The following is a 22377-nucleotide window of genomic DNA, read 5'->3' as shown; positions in this document are numbered from 1 at the left end:
GTACCTCGGGATGACAAGGTTTATATAACTTTCAGCTTACTCAATGTCGCATAAAACAAATACGGCTTTACGTTTTCATAGCCCATAGCTTCTATCAAATTTTTATAGTTTACAATTTGCGCCACATGATTTTGACTTTCTTCTGCCGTAAATTTATAATCGATGATAGAAACCTGCTTGCCGTTGAGCACCAATTTATCTGGACGGTAAGTTTTTCCATCAATTCCAATAATTGATTTTTCGTTGATTTGATTAGCATTTTGGCTTAGCAATGCACTCAGTTCTGGGTGCGATAAAACATCGGCTACTTGCTGTGCATAGTCCGCTCGTTCCTCTTCCAGTATCAAGCCTTCTAAAATTAAGTGGTCAATTACTCCGGCAGCTTCATCAACCTTGTTTACCTCTGCCAATATTGCGTGTAAATTACTCCCTTTTTTACCAGATTTTGTGATGTTATCGATGTAGCGTTGCGGTCGATTTTCGGCTTCTTCGTAAACCTCTTCCAAGCGTGAAGTGGTTGGATAAGTAGTTAAGTTCAGCGCATCAAAACTTTCGATACCATCGCCCTTTGTAGAGAAACTACCGATTTGAATTTCATCAGTATTTTCGAAATCTTCGACATAGGCATTAAAAACGGCATCGCCCACATGGCTTAACGAAGGTTTTTTCTTACTAGGAAAAGAGATGTAGATGTAATCTTTTGCCCTAGTAGTTGCTACATAAAGGCTGTTTAGCGCATCCATATAGTCCATTAAAAGTTCTTCCAAATAATATTTAGTTACGCTAGAACCTTTTAACTGACTACTAAATTGTAGCGGGATACTTTGCAAATCGGCGTAAGGTGTTTCGTCTACAGGCACCCAAAAAGTACTGTTTGCTTTTCCGCCCAATGGCCAATCGCAAAACGGAATAAACACCGCTCTAAAGGCTAATCCTTTAGATTTGTGAATGGTCATTACCTGTATGGCATTAGCAGTTTCTGGCGACGGCAAGTTCTTATTCTGTCCTTCTTCTTCCCACCAATTCAAGAACGAAGAGATACCTTTTTCACCTTGTTTTGACGCTCTATTGGTTAAATCTCTAAAAGCTAAAAGGTATGGCAAAAACGGATTGATGCCATTTTTTTGATAATTATCTAAGCCAAATGCAGTAATTATTTTCTCTATCAGCTCCGAAACTGGTAAGCCCAACCAAGCTTTGTAATTATCACAAAAATCGCTCGGTAAAACATGCTTCAGTTTTTCTATCGGTGTATCTTTTAAGTCGAAATAATAGTCGCCGTTAATTGCATTTTCATGGAGTTGTGCATACAAAGCGATGCAATTTGCCTTGTACAAAGCAGAATTAGACGGACTAACCACCAACAACCTCAGCACATTTACAATTAACTTAATGGCTGTGCTGCTGGCTATTTTTAAGGCTTCGCCTGATATCACATCCAAACCTGCCGCCATTAAGGCATTTACCACTTCGGTAGCTTCAGAATTAGAGCGCACCAAAACACCGATTTCTCGTTGCTGATAGCCCTTCTCATCGAGCAATAGCCTAACTTCCTTCAGCATTTCGATAAGTGATGCTTCCTTTTTATTTTCAGGCTCAGTGTCTGTAATTATGGTTTCTACAATCCCATCAATACTGGCTTTTGGCTTTTCAAATTCTATTTTTTTGATTTTAATAACGCCGCCTGCTGTTGTTTTTGGATGTGTTTGCTGTGCAACACCATCGTAAATTTTAGTAATAATATCACCATATTGATTACGTTCATCGTTCCAAAAACCGTTCAGCAGTTCATCTTCTGCAGGAATTTCTCCGTTGATTTTGTTTTGCAGTAGCTCCGCTAATTTTGGGTACAATTCATTGTTGAATTTTACAACCTCTTCGGTACTTCGGTAGTTTGCTTCTAGTTGGTCTGGAAGTACATTGTGTTCACCCAAATCTGCTGCTGCCTTCTGATGGAGCAGTTTGTAATCACCATCTCGCCATCTGTAAATCGACTGTTTTGCATCGCCTACAATCAAATGGTCATTTAGTTTTCCATCGTGTGTGGCAATGGCATTGTTCACGAGAGCTTTAAAGCTATTCCATTGGTTTGCAGAGGTATCCTGAAATTCATCGAAGAGGAAATTACCATAGCGATTGCCCATTTTCTCCCAAATAAAAGAGGGATTTTCTCCAGCATCCTCAGCAATTCCATTCAATAATTTTTGAGCATCGCTGATAAGCAAAGTTTCATTCTCTTCTCGATATTGAGCTAACAATACCGCTATTTCCTGCATTAAGCGCAAGAAATAACCATTTTTGATGAATGATTTTGCCAAGATATAATCGGCAATTCCATTAGTATAAGCCGCATCAATTTTATGTAAAACAGGGTTGATATCATCGTAAAGTTCATTAGCTTTTCCTTTTGGAAACCAATTTTCTTCATCATCCATTAACTTTAGCACCTTCTCTACATCGGCAAAATTACCACTCATGATGCTTCTAAATTTCAGCAAAGGCGAGCGACTTTTCCCCTTAAAATCATCAGCACTAAAACCGCTAACTTCTATAATTGCGAAAGCATTCTCCGCAAGTTCGTTGATATCCGTTTCAAATTTCTTGATGAAACTTTTTGAGAAATCGATATATTTTTTGAAAACTTCATCAGTATTTTCTGTGCCGAAACTTGCGATGGCAAGCTCAAATGTTTTAAACTGGTCTTTAAAAACCTCGCCAACTAACTTTAACAGTTCAGCATTGTAATTCCACGATTTATTGTTGCTGATGCGGTCTAATGCCAAAGCCACTACCCATTGCAAAAGATTGTCTTTCTCGTCAAGTAGTTTTTCCAGCTTGCTAGTCAGCTCTTTTTTTACCTTTTCGGTATTCATTTCTAAGCTGTAACCGCTATCTAAACCCAATTCAAACGCAAAACCTCTAATTACTTTTTGCACAAAACCATCAATGGTACTCACCGCAAAACGACTGTAGTCATGCAAGATTTTACGATAGACCTTGTCCGCTTTGAGCTTTAAATCTTCTGCATTAAGTCCAGGATGAGCCGCCAAAACGATTTGCCTGTAGTCATCGATTTTTTTAGAAGTATCGCCCATGGCAAAACCTTTCAGCACCTCGAGGATACGGGTTTTCATTTCTTCCGTAGCCTTGTTGGTAAAGGTTACCGCTAAAATTTCCCGGTATTTATTCTCGCCGCTAAAAAGTAGGGTAAGGTAATGCGCCGCCAAGCTAAAGGTTTTCCCCGAGCCCGCCGATGCTTGTAATATTTTGAGTGGTTTTACAGCCATGGAGTGAAGTTAACCAAACTCCTCCAATCAACAAACTTATTGAAACGCTTTAGGCTGGTCTTCTTTACACCATTCTGCCCACGAAGTTGGAGTTTCGTATAAGCGAATTGTCTGTAAGATAAAGCCATCGTGTTCAAACGCAGTTTGTAAACAGAACTTCATGTCAAGCAATAAATTTTCACAAGTAGGTTGAAAAGCAACGAAATGAACCTTCTCAGAAATGGCATAACAACTTGCCCTCAAAGATGCAGGAACAGCCTCATTAAGTACCAAAGCGTGGTCATATTTATCGATGATTTTTTCGATAACGATTTGTTTGAGCTGACCAAAATCTATCAACATTCCACATTTTATGTTCTGCGGGTCTTGATTGGCGTAACCCGAAACTGTAACCTGTAAACGATAAGTATGTCCGTGGATGTTTTTGCAAGGTCCATCGTAATTAAAAAGCGCATGCGCCATGTCGAAAGTAAACTCTTTTGTAACTCGTATCATCTGATTTTGCATAGTGCCAAATTAGCGCAAGCATGGCTTATGAAAAATGAGCCACATCAGAAATAAAAGTTACTTCAAACAAGAAAGTTTTAAGATTTCTTCGGTTCCTTCTTTTTCGATTTAGCGATTGATTTTTTGCTAATACGCTCTGGACGTTTCTCGATATCCACTTTGTAACCCAGCAAATCTCTAATCACTACCGATGCACAAACGCCACCAAAAGCAGCAGGCAAATAAGAAATGGTACCGTAGGCAGAGCGCTTGAAATTAGAACCATCGGTCATAATCAGCGACTCTTTCATTACTTCTTCTATAGAAAACACGGCTTTAATTGAACTTGCGTTACCCAACTTTTTTAAGCGCTTGCGTACATATTGTGCAAAAACACACTGATAGGTATCTGGCAAGTAAGTTGTACGAAGTTTGGTTGGGTCTAATTTTCCACCAGCGCCCATAGAGCTTACAATAGGTAAATTGAACTGTAAAGCCGTAGAAAGCAAAGTTACTTTTGGGGTGATACTGTCGATACAATCCATCACATAATCGAACTTAGTGGTAAGAATTTCCCGACATCTTTGCGGCGTTAAGAAATCTTGCACTACATGTAATTTCAGCTCAGGGTTAATCGCCAACAAACGCTCCTTCATAATTTCAGCTTTGCTAACACCATGATTGGTAGCCAGAGCCGGCAATTGTCTGTTTCTGTTACTCGGGTCAACCACATCACCATCTACAATGGTCATTTCGCCAACGCCAGAGCGACAAATAAATTCTGCGGCAAAAGAACCTACACCACCCAATCCAATCACCAATACGTGTTTTTGCTGCAACAAATCAATTCCTTCGTTGCCCACCAATAATGCAGAACGCGATAACCAAGCTAAATCAGACATCTTAAAAGTTAAAAGTATAAAGTGAAAAGTAAAAAGTTGAGCAGGCCTAAAAAACCAACAACCAAACAACTATAAACCAATTTTCTTCCAGTTGGCAAAAATAACATCTTTCAGTTCATCAACGGATATTTTCTTTATTTCAGCCACTTTGGTATAAATCTCCTTGATATCAACCTCAGCTTCATCGGTTTCTAAAAATAATGGAGCATCTGTTTTTTCTAAAGCCAAAGCTACTTCCGTAGATTGCAAAACAGCAGCACCAAATGACAAATAAAACCCTTGATTAACCAACTGCTGCGCCATTTCGTGTTTTTTATTGAAACCGTGGATAATCATTGGAACAGTAGGTTGTAAACGTTTTTTCAATGCAATCAATTCATCAAATGCTCTTACGCAATGCAGAATTAAAGGTTTTTGCAATTCTTCCGCTAAAGAAATTTGTGTTTCGAGCATTTCTAGCTGGCTTTCCATGGTTTCCCCTTTCAGCTTATCTAAACCGCACTCGCCAATCAGTTTTACATTTTCCTGTCGGGCCAACACATTCAAATACTTCATATTTTTGGGCAATTCTTCCAATTTTCCATACCAAGGGTGAATACCAATTGAAATAGGTTTGGTCTTCGGCATTGCTAAAAAAGTACTTTCCGATAAAGAAATACTCTGAATAGCAACAACTCCCAGCTCTTGTTTAGTTCGATGGGTATGGATATCTAAAAACATGCTCATTTAGCACAAAGATAGGGAATTGGCTCATCAAAATTTTACCCTACAAAAACAGTAGACTATTCTTAAAAGGCGTATCTTTGCAGCAAATATTTATTTAAATTAAAATGATGAAGAGATTTCTGTTTCTTTTAATAACTATAAGCATTAGCGTTACAAGCTTTGCACAAACCCAACCGACAGCCGAGAGTGTTGGCGTTAAAATTTACAACCCAGCTGCAAATGCACAAGCAGATATTAATGCCGCTGCAGCAAAAGCTAAGAAAGAAAACAAGCACGTTTTTGTACAAGTAGGCGGAAATTGGTGCGTTTGGTGTATTCGTTTTCACAATTTGGTAGAAGAAACTCCAGAGTTAAAAAACTACCTATCTACAAATTTTGAAACTGTAAAAGTGAACTACAGTCCAGAAAATAAAAACGAAGCAGTGTTGAAGAAACTTAAAAACCCAGGCCGTTTCGGTTTTCCGGTGTTTTTGATTTTAGATGGCAACGGCGAAGTGCTTCACATTCAAAACTCAGCGTATTTAGAAGAAGGAAAAGGACACAGTGCTAAACTGATTACGGATTTTTTAAAGAATTGGACTTACAAAGCGGTCAACCCAAGCTTTGCGAAATAATTTAATCCCGTTCACATAAGAGCGGGATTTTTTTTGAAAAGCAGTTTCTGTTTTAATCGGTTCCGAAAGTCCCACCCTTCGGTTCAAGTCCTCGCCCCGATGAAAAATCGGGACTGTGGGCTTTCCCCTTCGGTCGGGTTTAGCTAACATAAAACTGTGCTCCTATCAAAAAATCTAGGTGCAAACCTTAAAATTTCCCTAAAACACATCTAATCCACGATTAAAATAGTGGGCTATAAAATAAACCTTTCCCTTCTCACGTTGGCGTCCCCGCCAACGTGTACCTTAACTAAATTAATAAGCAGTGTTAGGTTAACAATATCTCTCGGCAAACTCGTTGGCGTCCCCGCCAACAAGAGCGGAATAATGCTTTCTAATTCAACTTTGTGTTTTTCGTGTCTTTGTGGTTAAAAATGAAGAGAACCCATTAAGCGCATTACGATTGCCAGTCGAGCTGGCAATGACGGTATATTAACATTGCTACAAGAATGGGAATGGTTTGTACAAAGCTTAAGTTAAATAGCCCCGATTGCAGTGGCAATACTTTTTGTTCGTGTCATCCTGAGCTTGTCGAAGGATTTTGTATTAATAACCAGATGTTTCGACGAGCTCAACATGACAAGTATAAATAGCAGTTGTTTTAACAAAAAGATTGAAACGGAAAGCGGGACTTTCGGGACATAGTAGCAGGAAAATTGCGCTTCAAAAAAAAAGCGTCCAGTTAAAACTGAACGCTTTTCTAATTATTTCAAATTTCTACAATCCGTCGCCGTATTTGAAGAAACCATTTACCGTAATTGGCAATTTACCTGTTGGTACTAGTTTCTTTGTAAATACTGCAGCTGCAGCTTTTTGCATAAAATCTTCTTTTTGGTAAGCTACCACAATTGACCTGGCCATTTCAATTCCTGGCAAGTTCGCCAAGTTGTATGGGTTGGCAAAAAATGCTACCATTGCATTTCTAGCAGCTAAAGTGGTAATCAAATCTTTCGCATCTTTACTCAAAGGAATGTTATTTCCAGGGCGAGTTCTGCTATCTACAATAGCTAAAATGATTTGGTCGTCGCCTTCAATTTGCTTAATTACATTGGCAACCACGGCTGCATTAGCGTTTCTCTCTACGTTGAAAGAAATTGAATTTTTGTAAGTACTTACAATTTCATTTTGGAACGTTGTTGCCTGTCCGGTGCCTACATTAATAATTACCGTTCTCTTTTTTGGAGTTAGGCTAGCAATACCATCGCGGCTTTTCAGCAAAGTCATACTAGCATCGGCCAGTTGTTGCACTAAAGCCTGACTTTCTGGTCTGTTCAAGTCTTCCACAACATTATTCTCATCAATTTGAGGTTTAACATTTAAGCCAGCCCAATATTTTGCCGTAAGCACTTTTTTAACGCTTTCGTCAATACGCTCCATGCTAATTCGCTCATCTTTAATGGCTTGTTTTACTTTCTTAACCGCAACTTTGGTATCATGTGCCAGCTCCAAAATGTCGTTTCCGGCAATTAGGCCCATTACCTCGGCTTCTCCATCTTTGTAAAATTTGGTTACGCCTTTCATGTCCATGGCATCAGAAATGATTAAACCTTTAAAGCCCAATTCATTTTTCAACAAATCGGTAACAATTGGTTTAGACAAAGTTGATGGCATATTTGGCGTTGCATCTAAAGACGGAATGTTCATATGCGCAATCATTACACCCGCAGCGCCTTGTTTAATCAGTTCTTTAAATGGATAAAGCTCTAAAGTATCTAAACGCTCTTTCGTAAATTTCAATTGCGGCAAATCATAGTGCGAATCCACATCGGTATCGCCGTGACCAGGGAAGTGCTTGATGCTGGTTAACAAACCACCTTCTTGCATACCTTTCAAATAAGCAGCGCTTTTTTCGGCTACGTTGTATTTATTTTCACCGAAAGAACGGAAGTTAATTACCGGATTTTTGGCGTTGTTGTTTACATCTACATCTGGTGCCAAATTCATGTGAACACCTAATCTTTTGAAGTCTTTAGCAACCTCTAAACCCATTTTGTACAATAATTCTTTGTTTTGTACAGCGCCTAAAGCCATTTGATAAGGATAGGAAATAGTACTGTCTAAACGCATTCCCAAACCCCATTCGCCATCAATAGAAATGATTAATGGAATTTTAGATTTACTTTGATATTTGTTGGTTAAAACGGCTTGTCTAACAGGGCCACCCTGAAAGAAAACCACACCGCCTAACTTTTCTCTTTTAATTACTTTACCAACAGAATCTTGATAAGCTTTGCTCAAATTGGTATGCGCTCTTACAAAAAACAGCTGCGCAATTTTATGTTTAGTACTTAGTTTATTAAATACAGAATCTACCCAAACTGGTTGCTGCTTTAATAAATCTAGATAAGATGGTTGTTGTTGCGCATTCGATTTTCCTATTGCTAAAACGGAAATGATACCAAATGCGTAAAGAAATTTCTTGTTCATTTTGTGTTGAAAATTTTGGTTGTTCTTCTCTGCAATTGCAGTTTATTGCGGAAAATCCTTTAAAGATGCGGAATCAATTCGTTCTTGCCAATTATTTGTTGTTAGATTTTTAAGAAGCTGTGTAAATTGTACACGACAGCCACATTTTGAAACAGCATTGTATTAAATTTGATACACTTTAAATATTAAATCTTTGCTCTCATTAGTTGTGCTTCAAAAAAAATAATTCGCTAAAAATCTGCCATTTATACACACAAAAAAGGTGTAAGTAGATGTTTTTGGGGCCTGCCAATTTCCGATTTGGCACATTTATTTGATAGCGCTTATCCAGAAAAGAAGAAGCTTATCATCAAAACTTGAAAGCTAATTCATTAAAAAAATAAATATAAAAAGATGAAAAAGATACTTATCCTAGCATTAGGCTTGTTCGTTACGGGTCTTACAGCAAACGCTCAATCAACAAATAGTTTAATTAGATTCGGAGTTAAAGGTGGTGCCAACTTTTCGAACATTATTAAAGACGACGGCAATAATAATTTTAACACTGATTATCTTGTAGGTTTTAATGCTGGTGTTACGTTAGATATTAAATTATTGGAAAACTTGGCTTTCACACCAGAGCTTTTGTACTCTACTAAAGGTTATAAAGCAGAAACTTTAGGAGGTTCATTTACACAAACAACCCACTTTATAGACGTGCCAATTTTAGCTAGTATTAAATTAGCTGAGGGTTTAAATCTTGTAGCTGGTCCACAGGTATCATTCTTAATGTCTACGAAAAATAAATTTGAAGGCATCGTTAATGCAGAACAAGAGATTATTGAAAATGAATCGGATCGTTTTAAAAAGAGTATTCTTGCTGGTGTTATTGGCGCAAGGTTCGATGTAAATGATAAAGTTGGAATTTTTGGTCGCTATGCCTTAGATTTCCAAAAGACAAATGAAAATGGAGAACGTAACACTCCAGAATTTAAAAATCAAGTCTTCCAAGTTGGATTGGGTTTAAAATTCTAACCGTTTAACGGTTTCAACATAGATCGAAACGCTCCCGATAATGATTATCGGGAGCGTTTTTATTTTTATCAAAACCAAATGGGAAGTTCTAGGGTTATTTCTGTAAACCTATTTTTTAATCACCTAAAATTTAGAAATCATGAAAAATACAGATCTTCCAAAAAATAACGGCTCAATGCACAATAACACAATAGCTGATAGAGCGCATCACGACACGAAACAAGCAAAGCGGATGAACGGTATCACCAACGCTGGTGGTCAACGGTCAGACCAAACGTCTAATAAAGACAATGAGCGCAAACGCGGTCAATAAAATAAAAAGGCATGGATAGTTTCCATGCCTTTTTTGTAAAGCTCTTTTTACATCGAACTATCTATATCCTAATTTAATATCTTTAGGAAAAATTATCGTTTATGAAATTGCCATGTTTCCCACAATGCTAACAAACATTAAGACAACTTGGCTATTCCATATCACAACTGAAAATATCATTATCAATATATGAAACTTCAATTCTCTAAGCTGCCTTTAAAAATGTTATTAATGTTAGCGGTTGTAGCTGCTTCTGGTTTATTAATGAGCCATTGCAATATTTCTTCTAACGATACAGATGTGACCGAAAAAAATCTAAAATCGGAAACTATTGTAACTGGTTTAAATATGCCATGGGCGATGGCTTTCTTGCCTGATGGAAGAGTTTTGGTAACTGAAAGAAGTGGGAAGCTCCGAATTGTAAAAGGAGGAACTTTAGACCCACAGGAAGTGACTGGCATTCCGAAAGTTTACTACCGTGGCCAAGGCGGTTTGTTAGATGTGGTACTTCATCCAAACTATAAAGAAAACGGGTGGATTTATATCAGTTATTCTTCTCCTAAAAAAGAAGGGGAAGCTGGTGATGATAATGGCGCCAATACTGCATTGATGCGAGCTAAATTAGACGGGCATCAATTAACCAACATTGAACATTTATACAAGGCTAGTCCGAATGTAAGAGGCGGCGTTCACTTTGGCGGCAAAATATTATTCGATAATAAAGGGCATGTTTTTTTATCGTTGGGCGAACGCGGACAAAAAGAAAATTCACAAAATTTGAGCAAAGCACAAGGCAAAATGGTTCGTTTGCATGAGGATGGAAAAATCCCAACCGACAATCCATTTGTGAAAACTAAAGATGCTTTACCAGAAATTTGGAGCTATGGACATAGAAATCCGCAAGGTTTGGTAATGCACCCAACTACAGGAACAATTTGGGCGCACGAGCACGGACCGCAAGGTGGCGATGAGCTAAATATTGTTGAAAAAGGCAAAAACTATGGCTGGCCTTTAATTACTTACGGAATTGACTACGATAACTCTATCATCTCTGATAAAACTGAAGCTGCAGGCTTAGAACAGCCCGTTATTTATTGGAAACCTTCTATTGCTCCCTGTGGAATGACATTTGTAAACAGTCCGAAGTTTAAGGATTGGAACGGAGATTTGTTGGTTGGTTCATTGAAATTCCAAAACCTAGAGCACTTAGTTATTAAAGGAAACAAAGTAGTTAAAAAGGAAATCATCTTTGATAAAATAGGAAGAGTGCGAGATGTTAAACAAGGCCCAGATGGCAATATTTATGTGGTAGTGGAAAGCAACGGTTCTATCGTTAAAATTAGTCCGAAATCTTAAGAAAGTAATCGCATCGCCATGCTGACCTTTAGCGAAGCGGAAAGATACAATGTAAATTATTTCAGTATTAGCTAACAGATCCTGAAACAAATTCAGGATGACGGCAACATTCATCAAATGAAAATCATATCAATTATTAGCTGTGGAGCTATCTATGCTCTAGCTTTCTTGTCAAACAACCAAGACGAGCTGAACAAAAGCATAGCTAGAGGCAAAGAACTTTATAAAGAAAGCTGCATTACCTGCCACTTGGCCAATGGCGAGGGTGTAAAAGGAACATTTCCTCCTTTAGCAAAAGCTGATTTTTTAACGAAATATCCTGAAAAGTCTATCCATGCTGTTAAGTTCGGCATGAAAGGCCCAATAAAAGTGAACGGCGTTGATTATAACAATGCCATGCCACCCTCTGGTTTTGCTGATGATGAAATTGCCGACGTAATGAACTACATCAGAAATTCGTTTGGCAACAAAAACACACAGTTAGTTACCGAAAAAATGGTAGTGGCGGTAAAGGAGAAATAAATAAATTTTGAAGACTTACGAAGTTTAACTTTTATCTTATATTATTTTCAAGGTAAAGTTGAGGGCTGCGCCGTTTTAAAACTTCGTAAGTCTAACATATCTATTTCTGTTCCTGATTAGCTCCTCTTAAACTGTATTCTTTCGGAGTTTCTGCGCCTTGCAAGTGCTTTACAAAATAATCCCAACGACGACGCATCATATACGGGTTATACGCTCCAAATCCGTGACCACTATGCGGAAAAAGCACCAAATCGTAATCTTTATTGGCTTTGTTTAAAGCGTCAATTACCAAATACACATTATAAGGAGGCACGTTGTTATCCATCATTCCGTGGGCCAACATCAGTTTTCCTTTTAGGTTTTTAGCATGAGTTTGGTTAGCCTGCGCTTCGTAATCAGAATTTTCTAGCAAACCATTGTAACGCTCGCCCCAATCGTCTTCGTAGTTTCTATTATCGTGGTTGCCAGCTTGAGAAACACCAACTTTAAAGAAATCGGGATAACGGAACAAAGCCGCTGCAGTTGCAAAACCACCACCCGAGTGTCCCCACATTCCAACTTTATCAATATCTATCGGATATTTTTCTGCCAACTGCTTAATGCCCGCAATTTGATCTGGCAAAGTATTTTCGCCCATGTTACCGTAATTCATATCGTGGTAACTCTTAGAACGCATAGGATTGCTCGTTCCCTCTATTAGCACCACAATAAAGCCAAGCTCGGCTAAAGCCTGATGATCTCCTCTTGTTGCTGCAAAAGACCAGCTGCCCACACTTCCGCCCTGCGGACCAGGATAAATGTAATTAACCACTGGATATTTTTTGCCCGCTTCCGTTTTTGTTGGCGTGAAAACCAAACCATAAATATCTGTCTTACCATCTGCTGCAATCAATTTAACTACATCTGGAGCTTTCCAACCTTTTGCTTGCAATCTAGAAACGTCCGTTCTACCCAACTCTTCAATTTTCTTGCCTTTAATATCTCTTAAAACAGTAATGCCTGGCACATTTGGTTGCGAATAAGTATCTATAATAAATTTGAAATCTGGAGAAAACGATGTTTGATGATTTCCTAAATCTGGTGTCAATAGCGTTAAGCCTTTTCCGTCAAAACCAATCTTATACAAATAAGAAAAGTAAGGATTTCCTTGCTCACGACCATATCCCGTAAAATAGAGCTGTCTATTTTTCTCATCAACCTCTAACAATCTACCAACTAGCCAATCTCCTTTAGTAATTTGATTTTTTACCTTACCTGTTTTGGCATCATACAAATATAAATGTCCCCAATTATCACGCTCAGAATACCATAAAATTTCATTCGTTTTAGGAAGGTAACGCCAATTGATAGATCTCACACCCGATTCAAAATGGGTTTTCACCGTTTCTATAAAAACATCTCTAACTGCGCCGGTAGTAGCATTCGCAATTTGCAGCTTAGAAATTTTATGATCTCTCGAGGTCGATAAAAATGCGAACTCACTTCCGTCAGCATTCCAATCTACATCAGCCAATTCGCCACCATCTTTAATATCATCGCTTAACGAGCTTCTATGTTCATCTAAGGAAATTTGCAAATTAACAACCTTAGCATTTTCTACATCGATCACTACCCTACGTAATTTGGCAATTTCCTTATCGCCCGGCAAAGGATATTTCCAAGCTTTTAAAGTTGGAGAACCTACGTTTGTTGTCACCAAGTACATATCTTTTAGATGGCGTTCGTCTTGCTGGTAAGTGGCTACTTTTTTAGAATCTGGCGACCATTTTACCACAGCTCTTGCACTGGTTGTCCAGCCTGCGTTATCGGTGGCGTAGCCGTAATCTTTAACACCGTCGAAAGTTAATTGCGTTTCTTTTTTAGATGCAATATCCTTTACCCAGAGATTCCAGTCTTTGATGAAAACCGCTTTTTTGCCATCGGGCGATATTGATTCGGGAATGCCACCCATTCTTCCACGCATTTGCTCACGTCTATTTTCCTTACTCTCGGTAAGGGCATTCGTTTTAATATGATAACTCCAAGCTTGTTCACCGGTTGCAAACCTGATGGTTTCGGTTTTTGCATCGTAAGCCAAATTTTGAAATGGTAATTTTGCTGCATCAAATGTTTTTCCGATTGCCTTACCAAGTTCGGCAGCTAACTGCTGATGATCAAAAAGTGGAGATTTAGTTTTAGCTGAAGGATCTACCAATAAAAACTGGTTTCCTTTATCAGCTTTACTTAAATACCAAAACTTGTTGCCTGCCCAAATTGGTCTGCTTGCACCTTCATCAACAAAAGATTCGATGTTATAGCCAAGAAACTGTTCTGCTCTAGCGTAATCTGCTTCGGTTAAAGCTTTGTTTTGTGCTTTCAAAGTAAAAACGGTTAAAATAGCACTAATGGTTAGTATTGATTTTTTCATTTAAATTGAAATAAACAACTAAAATAATGGACTTTGCTCAATCGCAAACATCGTATTAACAATAATACAGGATTTGATTTAAAATTGCTTCGGCTTTTTACCCTGCGCTGTGTTTTCGGCAATTTCATTAGCCCGGTTTAATTTGGTTTCTGGTCGCTTGGCAGAGACTACCCAGTGCAGCATCATCTTCTTCACAGATTTGCTCAAGGAGTTGAAAAACGCTTCAGCACCAGGATTTGCCTCAAAGGCTTTTGCTAATTCTTGCGGCACGGTCAATTCTTCTATTTCGTCTAATAGACTCCACGAACCATTTTGCTTGGCAATTTCAATACTTTTAAAGCCAGCTTCGGTCATTAAACCATCGGCAATTAAACGCTCAATTTTTTCTTTATTGATTTTAGACCACCCGCTTTTAGGCTTCCTCTTACAAACAAACTGAACGAAACTTTCCTCATCCACAGATTTCCGCATTCCATCAATCCAGCCGAAACAAAGCGCTTCATCAACAGCATCGCTCCAGTCTATTCCAGGTTTCCCTGATTTTTTCTTGTACGATAAAAGCCAAATCGAATCCTCCGATTGATGATTTTCCAACAACCATTGACGCCATTCTTGCTTTGTCTTAGGATAAAATGTTTTTATGCTGTCTTTCATAACAAATGATATTAACTTATTTATTCAAAACTTGCAAAATGTTGGGAAGTAATTCGACCGATGCAGATACAAATTAACTATCTTCGTCTCACATAATCAAGCACTTACAAGCAGATATGGAAACGGCTCTCACTTTATACGTATTAGCTATCGCAACTTTTTACTTTGCGAAAAAATTTAAACCAGATAATGACGATTTATATGAATTAAGGCTCGTATTTTGGGGCATATTTGGTCTTTTCTTCACCTTTGCCGCCTCTACTATTTTGATTTAACCGTAAACATTACTCCCAAATTTAAATACCGTAATTTATTTCGACCTATTATTGCATAAATTACTCATAAAAAAGCCCTGCATTAAATAAATACAGGGCTCAAGTCTATAAGTAAGAAACTTTTATTCTATTACGGTAACCTTTACTGTATTAGTCCTGCTTCTTTTTTCTAAAGGAACTGCTGCAGTGTTAATTACAACATCTCCTTTTTTAACTAATTTTTTCTTCTTCAGAACATCGTTAACCTCTTCTATTGTTCTATCTGTACTTTCAAATTTATCGTAGAAGAAACCTCTAACACCCCAAACTAAACTCAAGGTATTTAACAGGCTCTCATTACTAGTAAAAGTAAAAATCGGTGCCTCTGGGCGGTGACTAGCTACTTCGAAAGCAGTATATCCGCTTGAAGTCATCGTTACAATACCTACAGCATCTGTTTGTTTAGCTAAGAAACAAGCCGAATCGCATACTGCATCACCTAAAAAGCTATCAGATTTTGGTTTTAAGAACTTATCTGAGTGGAAAGGATAATTATTTTCTTCAATATTGTTAACGATTTTCTGCATCGTTTCAATAACGATCAAAGGAAATTCTCCAACTGAAGTTTCACCGCTCAACATCACTGCATCAGCACCATCAAGTACCGAGTTTGCTACGTCATTTACCTCAGCACGAGTCGGACGAGGCGTAGTAATCATGCTCTCTAACATCTGAGTAGCGATAATAACTGGTTTAGAAGCTGCTCTACACTTGTTTACAATCATTTTTTGCAACAAAGGAACTTCCTCCATTGGCATTTCTACCCCTAGATCTCCACGAGCAACCATTACCGCATCTGTTACCGCAATAATTTCGTCGATATTAGCAATTGCTTCTGGTTTTTCGATTTTAGCAACAACTCTTGCTGTTTTTCCTCTTTCTCTAATTACGTCCTTAAGCTCAACAATATCAGCTGCGTTACGAACAAATGAAAGACCAATCCACTCCACATCGCTTTCTAATACAAAATCTAGGTTTTTTCTATCTTCTGGTGTTAAAGAAGGAATAGAAACTTTCGTATTTGGTAAGTTAACACCTTTTCTTGAAGTTAAGATGCCACCGTGCACCACCTCGCAAATTACTTCGTCTTTATAGTTGGTCTCAAGCACACGCATTTGCAATTTACCATCATCCAAAAGGATAATTTCACCTGCTTTTACATCTTTCGGGAAATTCTCATAAGTAATGTAAATACGGTCTTCACTACCAATGCACTCTTGTGTAGTAATAGTCGTTTTGCTGCCATTAACTAGGTTAATTCCACCATCTTTAACCATACCGATCCTAATTTTAGGACCTTGTAAATCGGCTAAGATGCCAACATTGTATTTATGCTTTTTATTGATATCTCTAATGGTATCAATAACTGCTTGGTGATCTGCTTGAGAACCGTGTGAAAAGTTTAAACGGCAAACATCTAAACCTGCGTTAAACATGCTATACAATACATCTGGCTTTGCCGATGCTGGACCCAAAGTGGCTACGATTTTAGTTCTTGAATGAAAAGGTTTCATTAAAATTATCTTGTTATTAAGCCTAAACAAAACCACTGAACGCGAATTTGCTTAAGCGCTGATTATACTATTCCGTTTGATTTGATATTCAAATATAGTGTATTTACTACACTAACGATTATAAAATTTACATTACCAAATTTTCTTTCGACTTTAATTTCTTTACATCTATCTGCGCAGCCACCTGTATATCAGGTATTTTGTTAAGATTACTGATGATAAAACCAAGGTCTTCCTTATCGATATATTGGTGAATAACCATAAAAAAATCAACCTTGTTCATTTCTGGCACTAAAAAACCATCACTATTTCTGTTGCTTACCAAGTAGTATTCACGCTCTCCCTCTTCTACGAAAAAATAATATTTAGAAAAGGCCAGCGGCGCCTCATCTGTGTTAAAATAAACTTCGTGGTCGTCAACTTTGCAAAACTCAAAACCTAAATTGTTGTTTATCTTGTGACACAAAACATAGTCTTTCAACGATGCTGTAATGGCAATCAAGACAAAATCTAGATCTAGAGATAGTTTTAAATAAGTTTTGTTCAAAATGTATTTTTTTATTAGAATTACGAAATTATAAAACTAATTTTACTTTGGCTTTTTAAGAGCCGAAAAATGATAGAGAAATAAAAACATTTGAAATGTGTTAGAATTTATTTTTCTTTGCACAGAATTATTTAACCATTAAATTATAAAATTATGTCTGATATTGCTTCAAGAGTTAAGGCTATTATCGTAGAAAAACTAGGTGTTGATGAAAGTGAAGTTACGCCAGAAGCGTCTTTCACAAACGACTTAGGTGCTGATTCATTAGACACTGTAGAGTTAATCATGGAGTTCGAAAAAGAATTCAATGTAGCTATTCCTGATGATCAAGCTGAAACTATCGGTACTGTAGGTCAAGCAATTGCTTATTTAGAAAAAAACGTTAAGTAGAAATACTTTTTCTGTACAATACTTATAAATGGGATTAAAAAGAGTAGTAGTTACTGGGTTGGGTGCGCTCACTCCAATTGGAAATAGTGTTCCCGAATTTTGGGAAGCTTTAACAAATGGTGTGAGCGGCGCTGCGCCAATCAAGAGTTTTAATACTGAAAAATTCAAAACAAAGTTCGCTTGCGAAGTAAAAAACTTCAATCCAGAAGATCATTTGGATAGAAAAGAAGCTCGTAAGTTGGATCCGTTTGTGCAGTACGCATTAGTTGCAACCGAGGAGGCTGTTAAAGATGGAGGATATGATTTCTCTAAATTAGACACAAACCGCATCGGTGTAATATGGGGCGCAGGAATTGGCGGTCTGAAAACTTTCATGGACGAAGTTTCTAACTTTGCCACTGGTGATGGTACGCCTAGATACAACCCTTTCTTTATCCCTAAAATGATTGTTGATATTGCTCCAGGGCATATCTCTATCAAGTATGGATTGCGTGGGCCAAACTTTGCCACCGTTTCTGCTTGTGCATCATCAACCAATGCGATGATTGATGCTTTCAACTATATTCGTTTAGGCATGGCTGATATTATTATCAGTGGTGGTTCTGAAGCGATTATTAACGAAGCGGGCATGGGTGGTTTTAACGCAATGCATGCTTTATCTACACGTAATGATGACCCTACAACCGCTTCTCGTCCGTTCGATAAAGACCGCGATGGCTTTGTTGCGGGAGAAGGTGCCGGCACCATTATTTTAGAAGAATTAGAACACGCAAAAGCTCGTGGTGCTAAAATCTATGCTGAAATTGTGGGTGGTGGTATGAGTGCAGATGCACATCACATTACAGCCCCGCATCCAGAAGGATTAGGTGCTAAAATGGTTATGACCAATGCATTAGCAGATGCAGGTTTAGAAACCAATCAAATCGACTACATTAACGTTCACGGAACTTCTACTCCACTTGGAGACGTACAGGAGGCTAAAGCGATCGTAGATTTATTTGGGGAAGATGCTTATAACCTAAACATCAGCTCTACCAAATCTATGACAGGCCACTTACTTGGAGCGGCGGGTGCGATTGAAGCGATGGCTACCATTCTTGCTATACAGAATGATTTGGTACCTCCAACAATCAACCACTTTACAGACGATCCTGAGTTTGACCCGAAATTGAACTTTACTTTTAACAAAGCTCAGAAACGTACTGTTAGAGCAGCATTAAGTAATACTTTTGGTTTTGGTGGGCACAATGCGTCTGTAGTTTTCAAGAAATACGAAGAATAAGCCAAAATTTTACGGTTTAAAGGGTTTGTGCTGTATATTTACACAAATGCTTTTTCCTAAACTTAAATTTGTGTTGCTAGTTGATGTCTTTGTTTAGCATTTATAAACTATATCTTTCGCCTAATAAGCAGTTCGTAAAGAAGCTTAAAAATGTGCTCGGTTTTGTACCAGGAAACATTGCGCTTTATAAAATGGCGTTTAGGCATCGCTCTGTGGCTAAACTTTTAAAGAATGGCAGCAGAAGTAGCAATGAAAGGCTTGAGTTTTTAGGTGATGCTATTTTAGGCTCTGTAGTGGCAGAATTGCTTTTCAAAAGCTACCCTTATAAAGAGGAAGGCTTCTTAACAGAAATGCGTTCTAAAATAGTAAACCGTGCTAATTTAAATCAGTTAGCTCGCAAAATGGGTTTTGATGAATTGATTGTCTTCGACCAAAAAACAGTAAACTTCCAATCTAAACACCATTCTATGTATGGTGATGCTTTCGAAGCATTAATTGGTGCTATTTATTTAGATAAAGGTTATGATTTTACCAAGAACCTGATCTTAAAACGCATTATTAAACCTTATGTAGATATTCATCACTTAGAAATTACCGAAACCAATTTTAAAAGCCGCTTAATTGAGTGGTGCCAACGTCAGGGTAAAGAAATTACTTTTGATGTGGTAGAAAACGGAGAAGGCGAAAGTGCTAAATTATTTACTGTTAAAGTGATGATTGGCAACGAAAACTTCGGTATAGGTAGAGATTACAACAAGAAAAATGCTGAAAAGTTGGCGGCTGAAAAAGCTTGCGAAGCTTTGAGTATTTAAGCTGATAACTGGTTAATTACACGATTAAACTTTCTAGTTGCTACTTTTAACTTTCCCTGCGGTATCACTGTATTTCTTATACGATTCATTAATCCATTTTATAGCATCGTAAGTATTCCAATTCTTCGCTTGTTCGTAGCTAGGTCTGTAATTAACTAGAAAATCTTCTAGCGCTTTGCCTTCCAATCCAACTTGCTGGTTAATTGTGGTTTTGTTGAAAAGCTGATCTACCCGACTGTCTTGCATCTCATTTTGATACATTCGGTTAAACCTACGAGCTTGTTTTGGAGTTTTGCCGAAAAGCTCATAAAAGAAAGTTAAAGGACTTCCTCCAAAAGGATTCAGTAGTGCAAGAGGTGGCTTGCCTCCGTAAAATGATCCTTTCGCTCTATAATCCTTTCTCATTTCTTCAAGAGCTTGCTTTTTAGTTTGACCAGTTACTACAACTTCATTTAGCATTGTGGCTCCCTTATTAAGAAGAAGTACCAGATCTTTGTTGTCTTTAACTATCACTTGCAAATCGCTAAAGTTTCTTTTGGTAACCAATAAAGTATCTCCAACGATAGCTTTAATATAAAAAATCCCTAAATCGTTGCTACCTGTAGAAAATCCTGAGCGTTTGTTTTTAATCTCGGCTAAAGCAATTCGAACTTTGGTTTGATTTTCGAAAACTACGCCAGTTAGATTGAATTCCGTTTGCGCATAACAGACCTTGCCCATAAAAATTAGGACGGAAATTAAAGGAAATATCAGCTTTGCTTTGTAACGCATTGTAACGTAGTTTATTAATTTGTAAACTTAACAAATGTTTTGTTTGTGGTAAGTTAAAAAAGGTTAATTGATGACAAGGTTTTTATCTGCTGTTTTTCTGTGCTATGCTGCTATCATCTTTATCACGCTGATGTTCGTGGCACTACCCTTTGTGTTAATTTTCTCTGCAATTCTGCCGCCTAAAATTGGCAAAAGAGCAATTTTAACTGTACTGAGGGTTTGGGCATGGTTATTTAGTGCACTCAGCTTTTTTTGGATTGCTACCCGAAACAAATCTAAAGTTGATAGATCGAAATCGCATATTTATGTGGGCAACCATGGCTCTTATTTAGATGCTGTAGCCGTTTGCATTAGTATTCCACAGTATTTTAGCGCACTTGGGAAAGTAGAAATTACCAAAGTGCCGGTATTTGGTTTGATCTATAAACGTATTGTGGTTTTAATTGATCGCAGTAGCAAGGAAAGTAGGGAAATATCTGTAACCGCTTTAAAGAAGGATATTGCGAACGGGCAATCTGTGCTAATTTTTGCTGAGGGTACCATGAACCAAACGGAAAAACCACTGGCAGATTTTTATGATGGTGCTTTTCGCATTGCGATAGAAACACAGACGCCAATTATTCCATTTGTGATGATTAACAACAGGAAATTGTTGCCACGAAAAGCCCCCTTGAAAGCTAGACCTGGATTAATAAGGACTATTTTACTACCCGAGGTTTCGGTAAGTGGCTTAAGTATGGATGATGTGCCTGCGTTAAAAAGGCAGGTTTATAAAATGATGGAGGAGGCGATTATTCAGAATAGTTAGTATTTAGATGTTAGAAATGTTCGTCGAGAAGATTTACAAAATTGCACAATGAACAAAACATTAATTTAGGTTTGAGTTCTTAGTAAAGGTTTTCGTTAATTAAACCTGATGGAAATGGCAGCCCCGAAGTATGAAGGCTATAATGGACAGCAGGACTGAAGTAGCCAAGAATTACTAGCTTACCTTTTCAAATAATCGACTATATCCAAAACCTTAAGTCTTACGCCTTTCAGCTAAAATCCTTTTTACTATCTTTGCACATGATAAAATCAATGACCGGCTTTGGCTTGGCTTCTGCGGATCACGAAAGTGTGAAGTTTTCTGTAGAGATAAAATCGTTAAACTCGAAGTTTTTAGAACTGGGTTTAAAAATCCCTAGAACATTTTCTGATAAAGAATTATACTTGCGCAACCTTTGCAATAAGGAAATTGAGCGTGGCAAAGTGAGTATTGCCATCACAGTAGAGCGTAGCGAAGAGGCTCAAAAAGGGGCTTCGATTAATGAAACTTTGCTGAAAAAATATTATACGCAACTAGTTGAGGTTAACAAGAGTTTAGGTGCAAATATTGACAACCTTTTACCATCGGTTTTGGCTTTACCAGAAGTGATTACCTATACCGACGAAGAGGCTAGCGAGAGCGAATGGGCAGTTTTAGAAGGCACTTTCCAGAAAGCGTTGAAGAGCTTCCATCAATTTAGAGAAGATGAAGGAAAGGTGTTGAAAGCAGATTTAGAGCTACGTATTAAAAACATAATGAGTTTTTTTGCGGAAGTTGAAACGTTGGCGCCGCAAAGAATTCCGAATATAAAGGCTCGTTTAACGCAGTTTTTAGAAGATACGGTTGGCAAGGTAAATTACGATCAGAATAGGTTTGAGCAAGAGTTGATCTACTACATAGACAAGTTGGATATTACCGAAGAGCAAACACGTTTAAAAAGCCATTGCGATTACTTTATCACTACGTTGAAAGATAGAGATGCGAATGGTAAAAAACTTGGTTTTATTTCTCAGGAAATTGGCAGGGAAATTAATACGATGGGCGCCAAAGCTAACGATGCACAAATACAGCAGTTGGTGGTAGGCATGAAAGAAGAATTAGAAAAAATTAAAGAACAGTTATTGAATGTGTTGTAGCGACAAGCGTTAGGCGATAAGCGCCCAACGCAGAACGCCCAACGCAAAACACATAT

The 22377-nt window shown here is 37.8% G+C and carries 21 protein-coding genes; 11 read left to right on the top strand and 10 right to left on the bottom strand.

From position 1 onward, the window contains the following. Nucleotides 1–20: 20 nt before the first annotated feature. The 4 genes from AC23ME_RS02980 to AC23ME_RS02965 all read right to left on the bottom strand — a co-directional run bounded on the left by AC23ME_RS02980 (nucleotide 21) and on the right by AC23ME_RS02965 (nucleotide 5401). Nucleotides 21–3287: a UvrD-helicase domain-containing protein gene (locus AC23ME_RS02980; protein ID WP_487726258.1), complete on the bottom strand. Its 3267-nt coding sequence runs from the start codon at nucleotides 3285–3287 to the stop codon at nucleotides 21–23. A 36-nt stretch (nucleotides 3288–3323) separates the two neighbouring features. Next, a complete protein-coding gene (locus tag AC23ME_RS02975; RefSeq protein WP_487726257.1) occupies nucleotides 3324–3782 on the bottom strand; it encodes a 6-pyruvoyl trahydropterin synthase family protein in 459 nt (152 codons plus the stop codon). Between the two features lie 89 nt (nucleotides 3783–3871). Further along, a complete protein-coding gene (locus AC23ME_RS02970) occupies nucleotides 3872–4675 on the bottom strand; it encodes a tRNA threonylcarbamoyladenosine dehydratase (RefSeq protein ID WP_487726256.1) in 804 nt (267 codons plus the stop codon). Nucleotides 4676–4744: 69 nt separating this feature from the next. Then, nucleotides 4745–5401: a TatD family hydrolase gene (locus AC23ME_RS02965; RefSeq protein ID WP_487726255.1), complete on the bottom strand. Its 657-nt coding sequence runs from the start codon at nucleotides 5399–5401 to the stop codon at nucleotides 4745–4747. Between the two features lie 104 nt (nucleotides 5402–5505). Between AC23ME_RS02965 and AC23ME_RS02960 the strand changes: the two genes are divergently transcribed. After that, nucleotides 5506–6015, top strand: coding sequence for a thioredoxin family protein (locus AC23ME_RS02960; RefSeq protein ID WP_487726254.1), 510 nt, complete (start codon nucleotides 5506–5508; stop codon nucleotides 6013–6015). A 756-nt stretch (nucleotides 6016–6771) separates the two neighbouring features. On the opposite strand, the gene AC23ME_RS02955 is transcribed toward AC23ME_RS02960, so the two are convergent. After that, nucleotides 6772–8481, bottom strand: a complete 1710-nt coding sequence (locus AC23ME_RS02955; protein WP_487726253.1) for a glycoside hydrolase family 3 protein — start codon at nucleotides 8479–8481, stop codon at nucleotides 6772–6774. Between the two features lie 393 nt (nucleotides 8482–8874). On the opposite strand from AC23ME_RS02955, the gene AC23ME_RS02950 reads away from it, so the two are divergent. The 4 genes from AC23ME_RS02950 (at nucleotide 8875) to AC23ME_RS02935 (ending at nucleotide 11686) form a co-directional block, all read left to right on the top strand. Beyond that, nucleotides 8875–9495: a porin family protein gene (locus AC23ME_RS02950; RefSeq protein ID WP_487726252.1), complete on the top strand. Its 621-nt coding sequence runs from the start codon at nucleotides 8875–8877 to the stop codon at nucleotides 9493–9495. A gap of 139 nt (nucleotides 9496–9634) precedes the next feature. Beyond that, a complete protein-coding gene (locus AC23ME_RS02945; protein WP_487726251.1) occupies nucleotides 9635–9808 on the top strand; it encodes a hypothetical protein in 174 nt (57 codons plus the stop codon). Between the two features lie 231 nt (nucleotides 9809–10039). Beyond that, nucleotides 10040–11164, top strand: coding sequence for a PQQ-dependent sugar dehydrogenase (locus AC23ME_RS02940; RefSeq protein WP_487726250.1), 1125 nt, complete (start codon nucleotides 10040–10042; stop codon nucleotides 11162–11164). Between the two features lie 117 nt (nucleotides 11165–11281). Next, nucleotides 11282–11686, top strand: coding sequence for a c-type cytochrome (locus AC23ME_RS02935; protein WP_487726249.1), 405 nt, complete (start codon nucleotides 11282–11284; stop codon nucleotides 11684–11686). Between the two features lie 100 nt (nucleotides 11687–11786). Here the strand turns inward: AC23ME_RS02935 and AC23ME_RS02930 are convergent, their stop codons facing one another. Then, entirely contained in the window at nucleotides 11787–14093 is a 2307-nt protein-coding gene (locus tag AC23ME_RS02930; RefSeq protein WP_487726248.1) for a S9 family peptidase, read from the bottom strand. 78 nt (nucleotides 14094–14171) lie between these two features. After that, nucleotides 14172–14747 (bottom strand): YdeI/OmpD-associated family protein, encoded by a 576-nt coding sequence (locus AC23ME_RS02925; protein WP_487726247.1) that lies wholly within the window; start codon nucleotides 14745–14747, stop codon nucleotides 14172–14174. Nucleotides 14748–14863: 116 nt separating this feature from the next. Between AC23ME_RS02925 and AC23ME_RS02920 the strand changes: the two genes are divergently transcribed. Then, entirely contained in the window at nucleotides 14864–15022 is a 159-nt protein-coding gene (locus AC23ME_RS02920; RefSeq protein WP_487726246.1) for a hypothetical protein, read from the top strand. 122 nt (nucleotides 15023–15144) lie between these two features. On the opposite strand, the gene pyk is transcribed toward AC23ME_RS02920, so the two are convergent. Both pyk and AC23ME_RS02910 read right to left on the bottom strand, forming a co-directional pair. Continuing rightward, on the bottom strand, nucleotides 15145–16575 hold the full coding sequence (pyk, locus tag AC23ME_RS02915) for a pyruvate kinase (RefSeq protein ID WP_487726245.1): 1431 nt from the start codon (nucleotides 16573–16575) through the stop codon (nucleotides 15145–15147). Between the two features lie 127 nt (nucleotides 16576–16702). Beyond that, nucleotides 16703–17122, bottom strand: coding sequence for an IPExxxVDY family protein (locus tag AC23ME_RS02910; protein WP_487726244.1), 420 nt, complete (start codon nucleotides 17120–17122; stop codon nucleotides 16703–16705). A 153-nt stretch (nucleotides 17123–17275) separates the two neighbouring features. Here AC23ME_RS02910 and AC23ME_RS02905 point away from each other — a divergent pair, with 153 nt between their 5' ends. From AC23ME_RS02905 to rnc, 3 genes are all read left to right on the top strand, one after another. Continuing rightward, nucleotides 17276–17512, top strand: coding sequence for an acyl carrier protein (locus AC23ME_RS02905; protein WP_008508386.1), 237 nt, complete (start codon nucleotides 17276–17278; stop codon nucleotides 17510–17512). A 28-nt stretch (nucleotides 17513–17540) separates the two neighbouring features. Then, the gene (fabF, locus tag AC23ME_RS02900) at nucleotides 17541–18794 is read left to right on the top strand and encodes a beta-ketoacyl-ACP synthase II (protein ID WP_487726243.1); all 1254 of its coding nucleotides are present in this window, start codon (nucleotides 17541–17543) and stop codon (nucleotides 18792–18794) included. Nucleotides 18795–18877: 83 nt separating this feature from the next. Then, nucleotides 18878–19606, top strand: a complete 729-nt coding sequence (gene rnc, locus AC23ME_RS02895) for a ribonuclease III (protein ID WP_487726242.1) — start codon at nucleotides 18878–18880, stop codon at nucleotides 19604–19606. Nucleotides 19607–19639: 33 nt separating this feature from the next. Here rnc and AC23ME_RS02890 read toward each other — a convergent pair whose 3' ends face one another. Continuing rightward, nucleotides 19640–20377 carry a peptidase associated/transthyretin-like domain-containing protein gene (locus AC23ME_RS02890; protein WP_487726241.1) on the bottom strand — a complete coding sequence of 246 codons (738 nt, stop codon included), beginning with the start codon at nucleotides 20375–20377 and terminating at the stop codon, nucleotides 19640–19642. A gap of 70 nt (nucleotides 20378–20447) precedes the next feature. Between AC23ME_RS02890 and AC23ME_RS02885 the strand changes: the two genes are divergently transcribed. Together AC23ME_RS02885 and AC23ME_RS02880 are read left to right on the top strand one after the other, a co-directional pair. Then, nucleotides 20448–21185 (top strand): lysophospholipid acyltransferase family protein, encoded by a 738-nt coding sequence (locus AC23ME_RS02885; RefSeq protein ID WP_487726240.1) that lies wholly within the window; start codon nucleotides 20448–20450, stop codon nucleotides 21183–21185. Nucleotides 21186–21457: 272 nt separating this feature from the next. Continuing rightward, nucleotides 21458–22321 carry a YicC/YloC family endoribonuclease gene (locus tag AC23ME_RS02880; RefSeq protein WP_487726738.1) on the top strand — a complete coding sequence of 288 codons (864 nt, stop codon included), beginning with the start codon at nucleotides 21458–21460 and terminating at the stop codon, nucleotides 22319–22321. The last annotated feature ends 56 nt before the right edge of the window (nucleotides 22322–22377 follow it).

Source organism: Pedobacter sp. T50_32 (assembly GCF_057652195.1).
This window is presented reverse-complemented; position numbering and strand designations above follow the sequence as displayed.

Coding starts and splice junctions, on each gene's coding strand:
- AC23ME_RS02975 (WP_487726257.1), bottom strand. CDS start 3,782: ATGATACGAGTTACAAAAGAGTTTACTTTCGACATGGCGCATGCGCTT.
- pyk (WP_487726245.1), bottom strand. CDS start 16,575: ATGAAACCTTTTCATTCAAGAACTAAAATCGTAGCCACTTTGGGTCCA.
- AC23ME_RS02965 (WP_487726255.1), bottom strand. CDS start 5,401: ATGAGCATGTTTTTAGATATCCATACCCATCGAACTAAACAAGAGCTG.
- AC23ME_RS02930 (WP_487726248.1), bottom strand. CDS start 14,093: ATGAAAAAATCAATACTAACCATTAGTGCTATTTTAACCGTTTTTACT.
- AC23ME_RS02970 (WP_487726256.1), bottom strand. CDS start 4,675: ATGTCTGATTTAGCTTGGTTATCGCGTTCTGCATTATTGGTGGGCAAC.
- AC23ME_RS02950 (WP_487726252.1), top strand. CDS start 8,875: ATGAAAAAGATACTTATCCTAGCATTAGGCTTGTTCGTTACGGGTCTT.
- AC23ME_RS02885 (WP_487726240.1), top strand. CDS start 20,448: ATGACAAGGTTTTTATCTGCTGTTTTTCTGTGCTATGCTGCTATCATC.
- AC23ME_RS02955 (WP_487726253.1), bottom strand. CDS start 8,481: ATGAACAAGAAATTTCTTTACGCATTTGGTATCATTTCCGTTTTAGCA.
- AC23ME_RS02940 (WP_487726250.1), top strand. CDS start 10,040: ATGTTAGCGGTTGTAGCTGCTTCTGGTTTATTAATGAGCCATTGCAAT.
- AC23ME_RS02960 (WP_487726254.1), top strand. CDS start 5,506: ATGATGAAGAGATTTCTGTTTCTTTTAATAACTATAAGCATTAGCGTT.
- AC23ME_RS02935 (WP_487726249.1), top strand. CDS start 11,282: ATGAAAATCATATCAATTATTAGCTGTGGAGCTATCTATGCTCTAGCT.
- AC23ME_RS02905 (WP_008508386.1), top strand. CDS start 17,276: ATGTCTGATATTGCTTCAAGAGTTAAGGCTATTATCGTAGAAAAACTA.
- AC23ME_RS02880 (WP_487726738.1), top strand. CDS start 21,458: ATGACCGGCTTTGGCTTGGCTTCTGCGGATCACGAAAGTGTGAAGTTT.
- AC23ME_RS02920 (WP_487726246.1), top strand. CDS start 14,864: ATGGAAACGGCTCTCACTTTATACGTATTAGCTATCGCAACTTTTTAC.
- AC23ME_RS02925 (WP_487726247.1), bottom strand. CDS start 14,747: ATGAAAGACAGCATAAAAACATTTTATCCTAAGACAAAGCAAGAATGG.
- fabF (WP_487726243.1), top strand. CDS start 17,541: ATGGGATTAAAAAGAGTAGTAGTTACTGGGTTGGGTGCGCTCACTCCA.
- AC23ME_RS02945 (WP_487726251.1), top strand. CDS start 9,635: ATGAAAAATACAGATCTTCCAAAAAATAACGGCTCAATGCACAATAAC.
- AC23ME_RS02980 (WP_487726258.1), bottom strand. CDS start 3,287: ATGGCTGTAAAACCACTCAAAATATTACAAGCATCGGCGGGCTCGGGG.
- AC23ME_RS02890 (WP_487726241.1), bottom strand. CDS start 20,377: ATGCGTTACAAAGCAAAGCTGATATTTCCTTTAATTTCCGTCCTAATT.
- rnc (WP_487726242.1), top strand. CDS start 18,878: ATGTCTTTGTTTAGCATTTATAAACTATATCTTTCGCCTAATAAGCAG.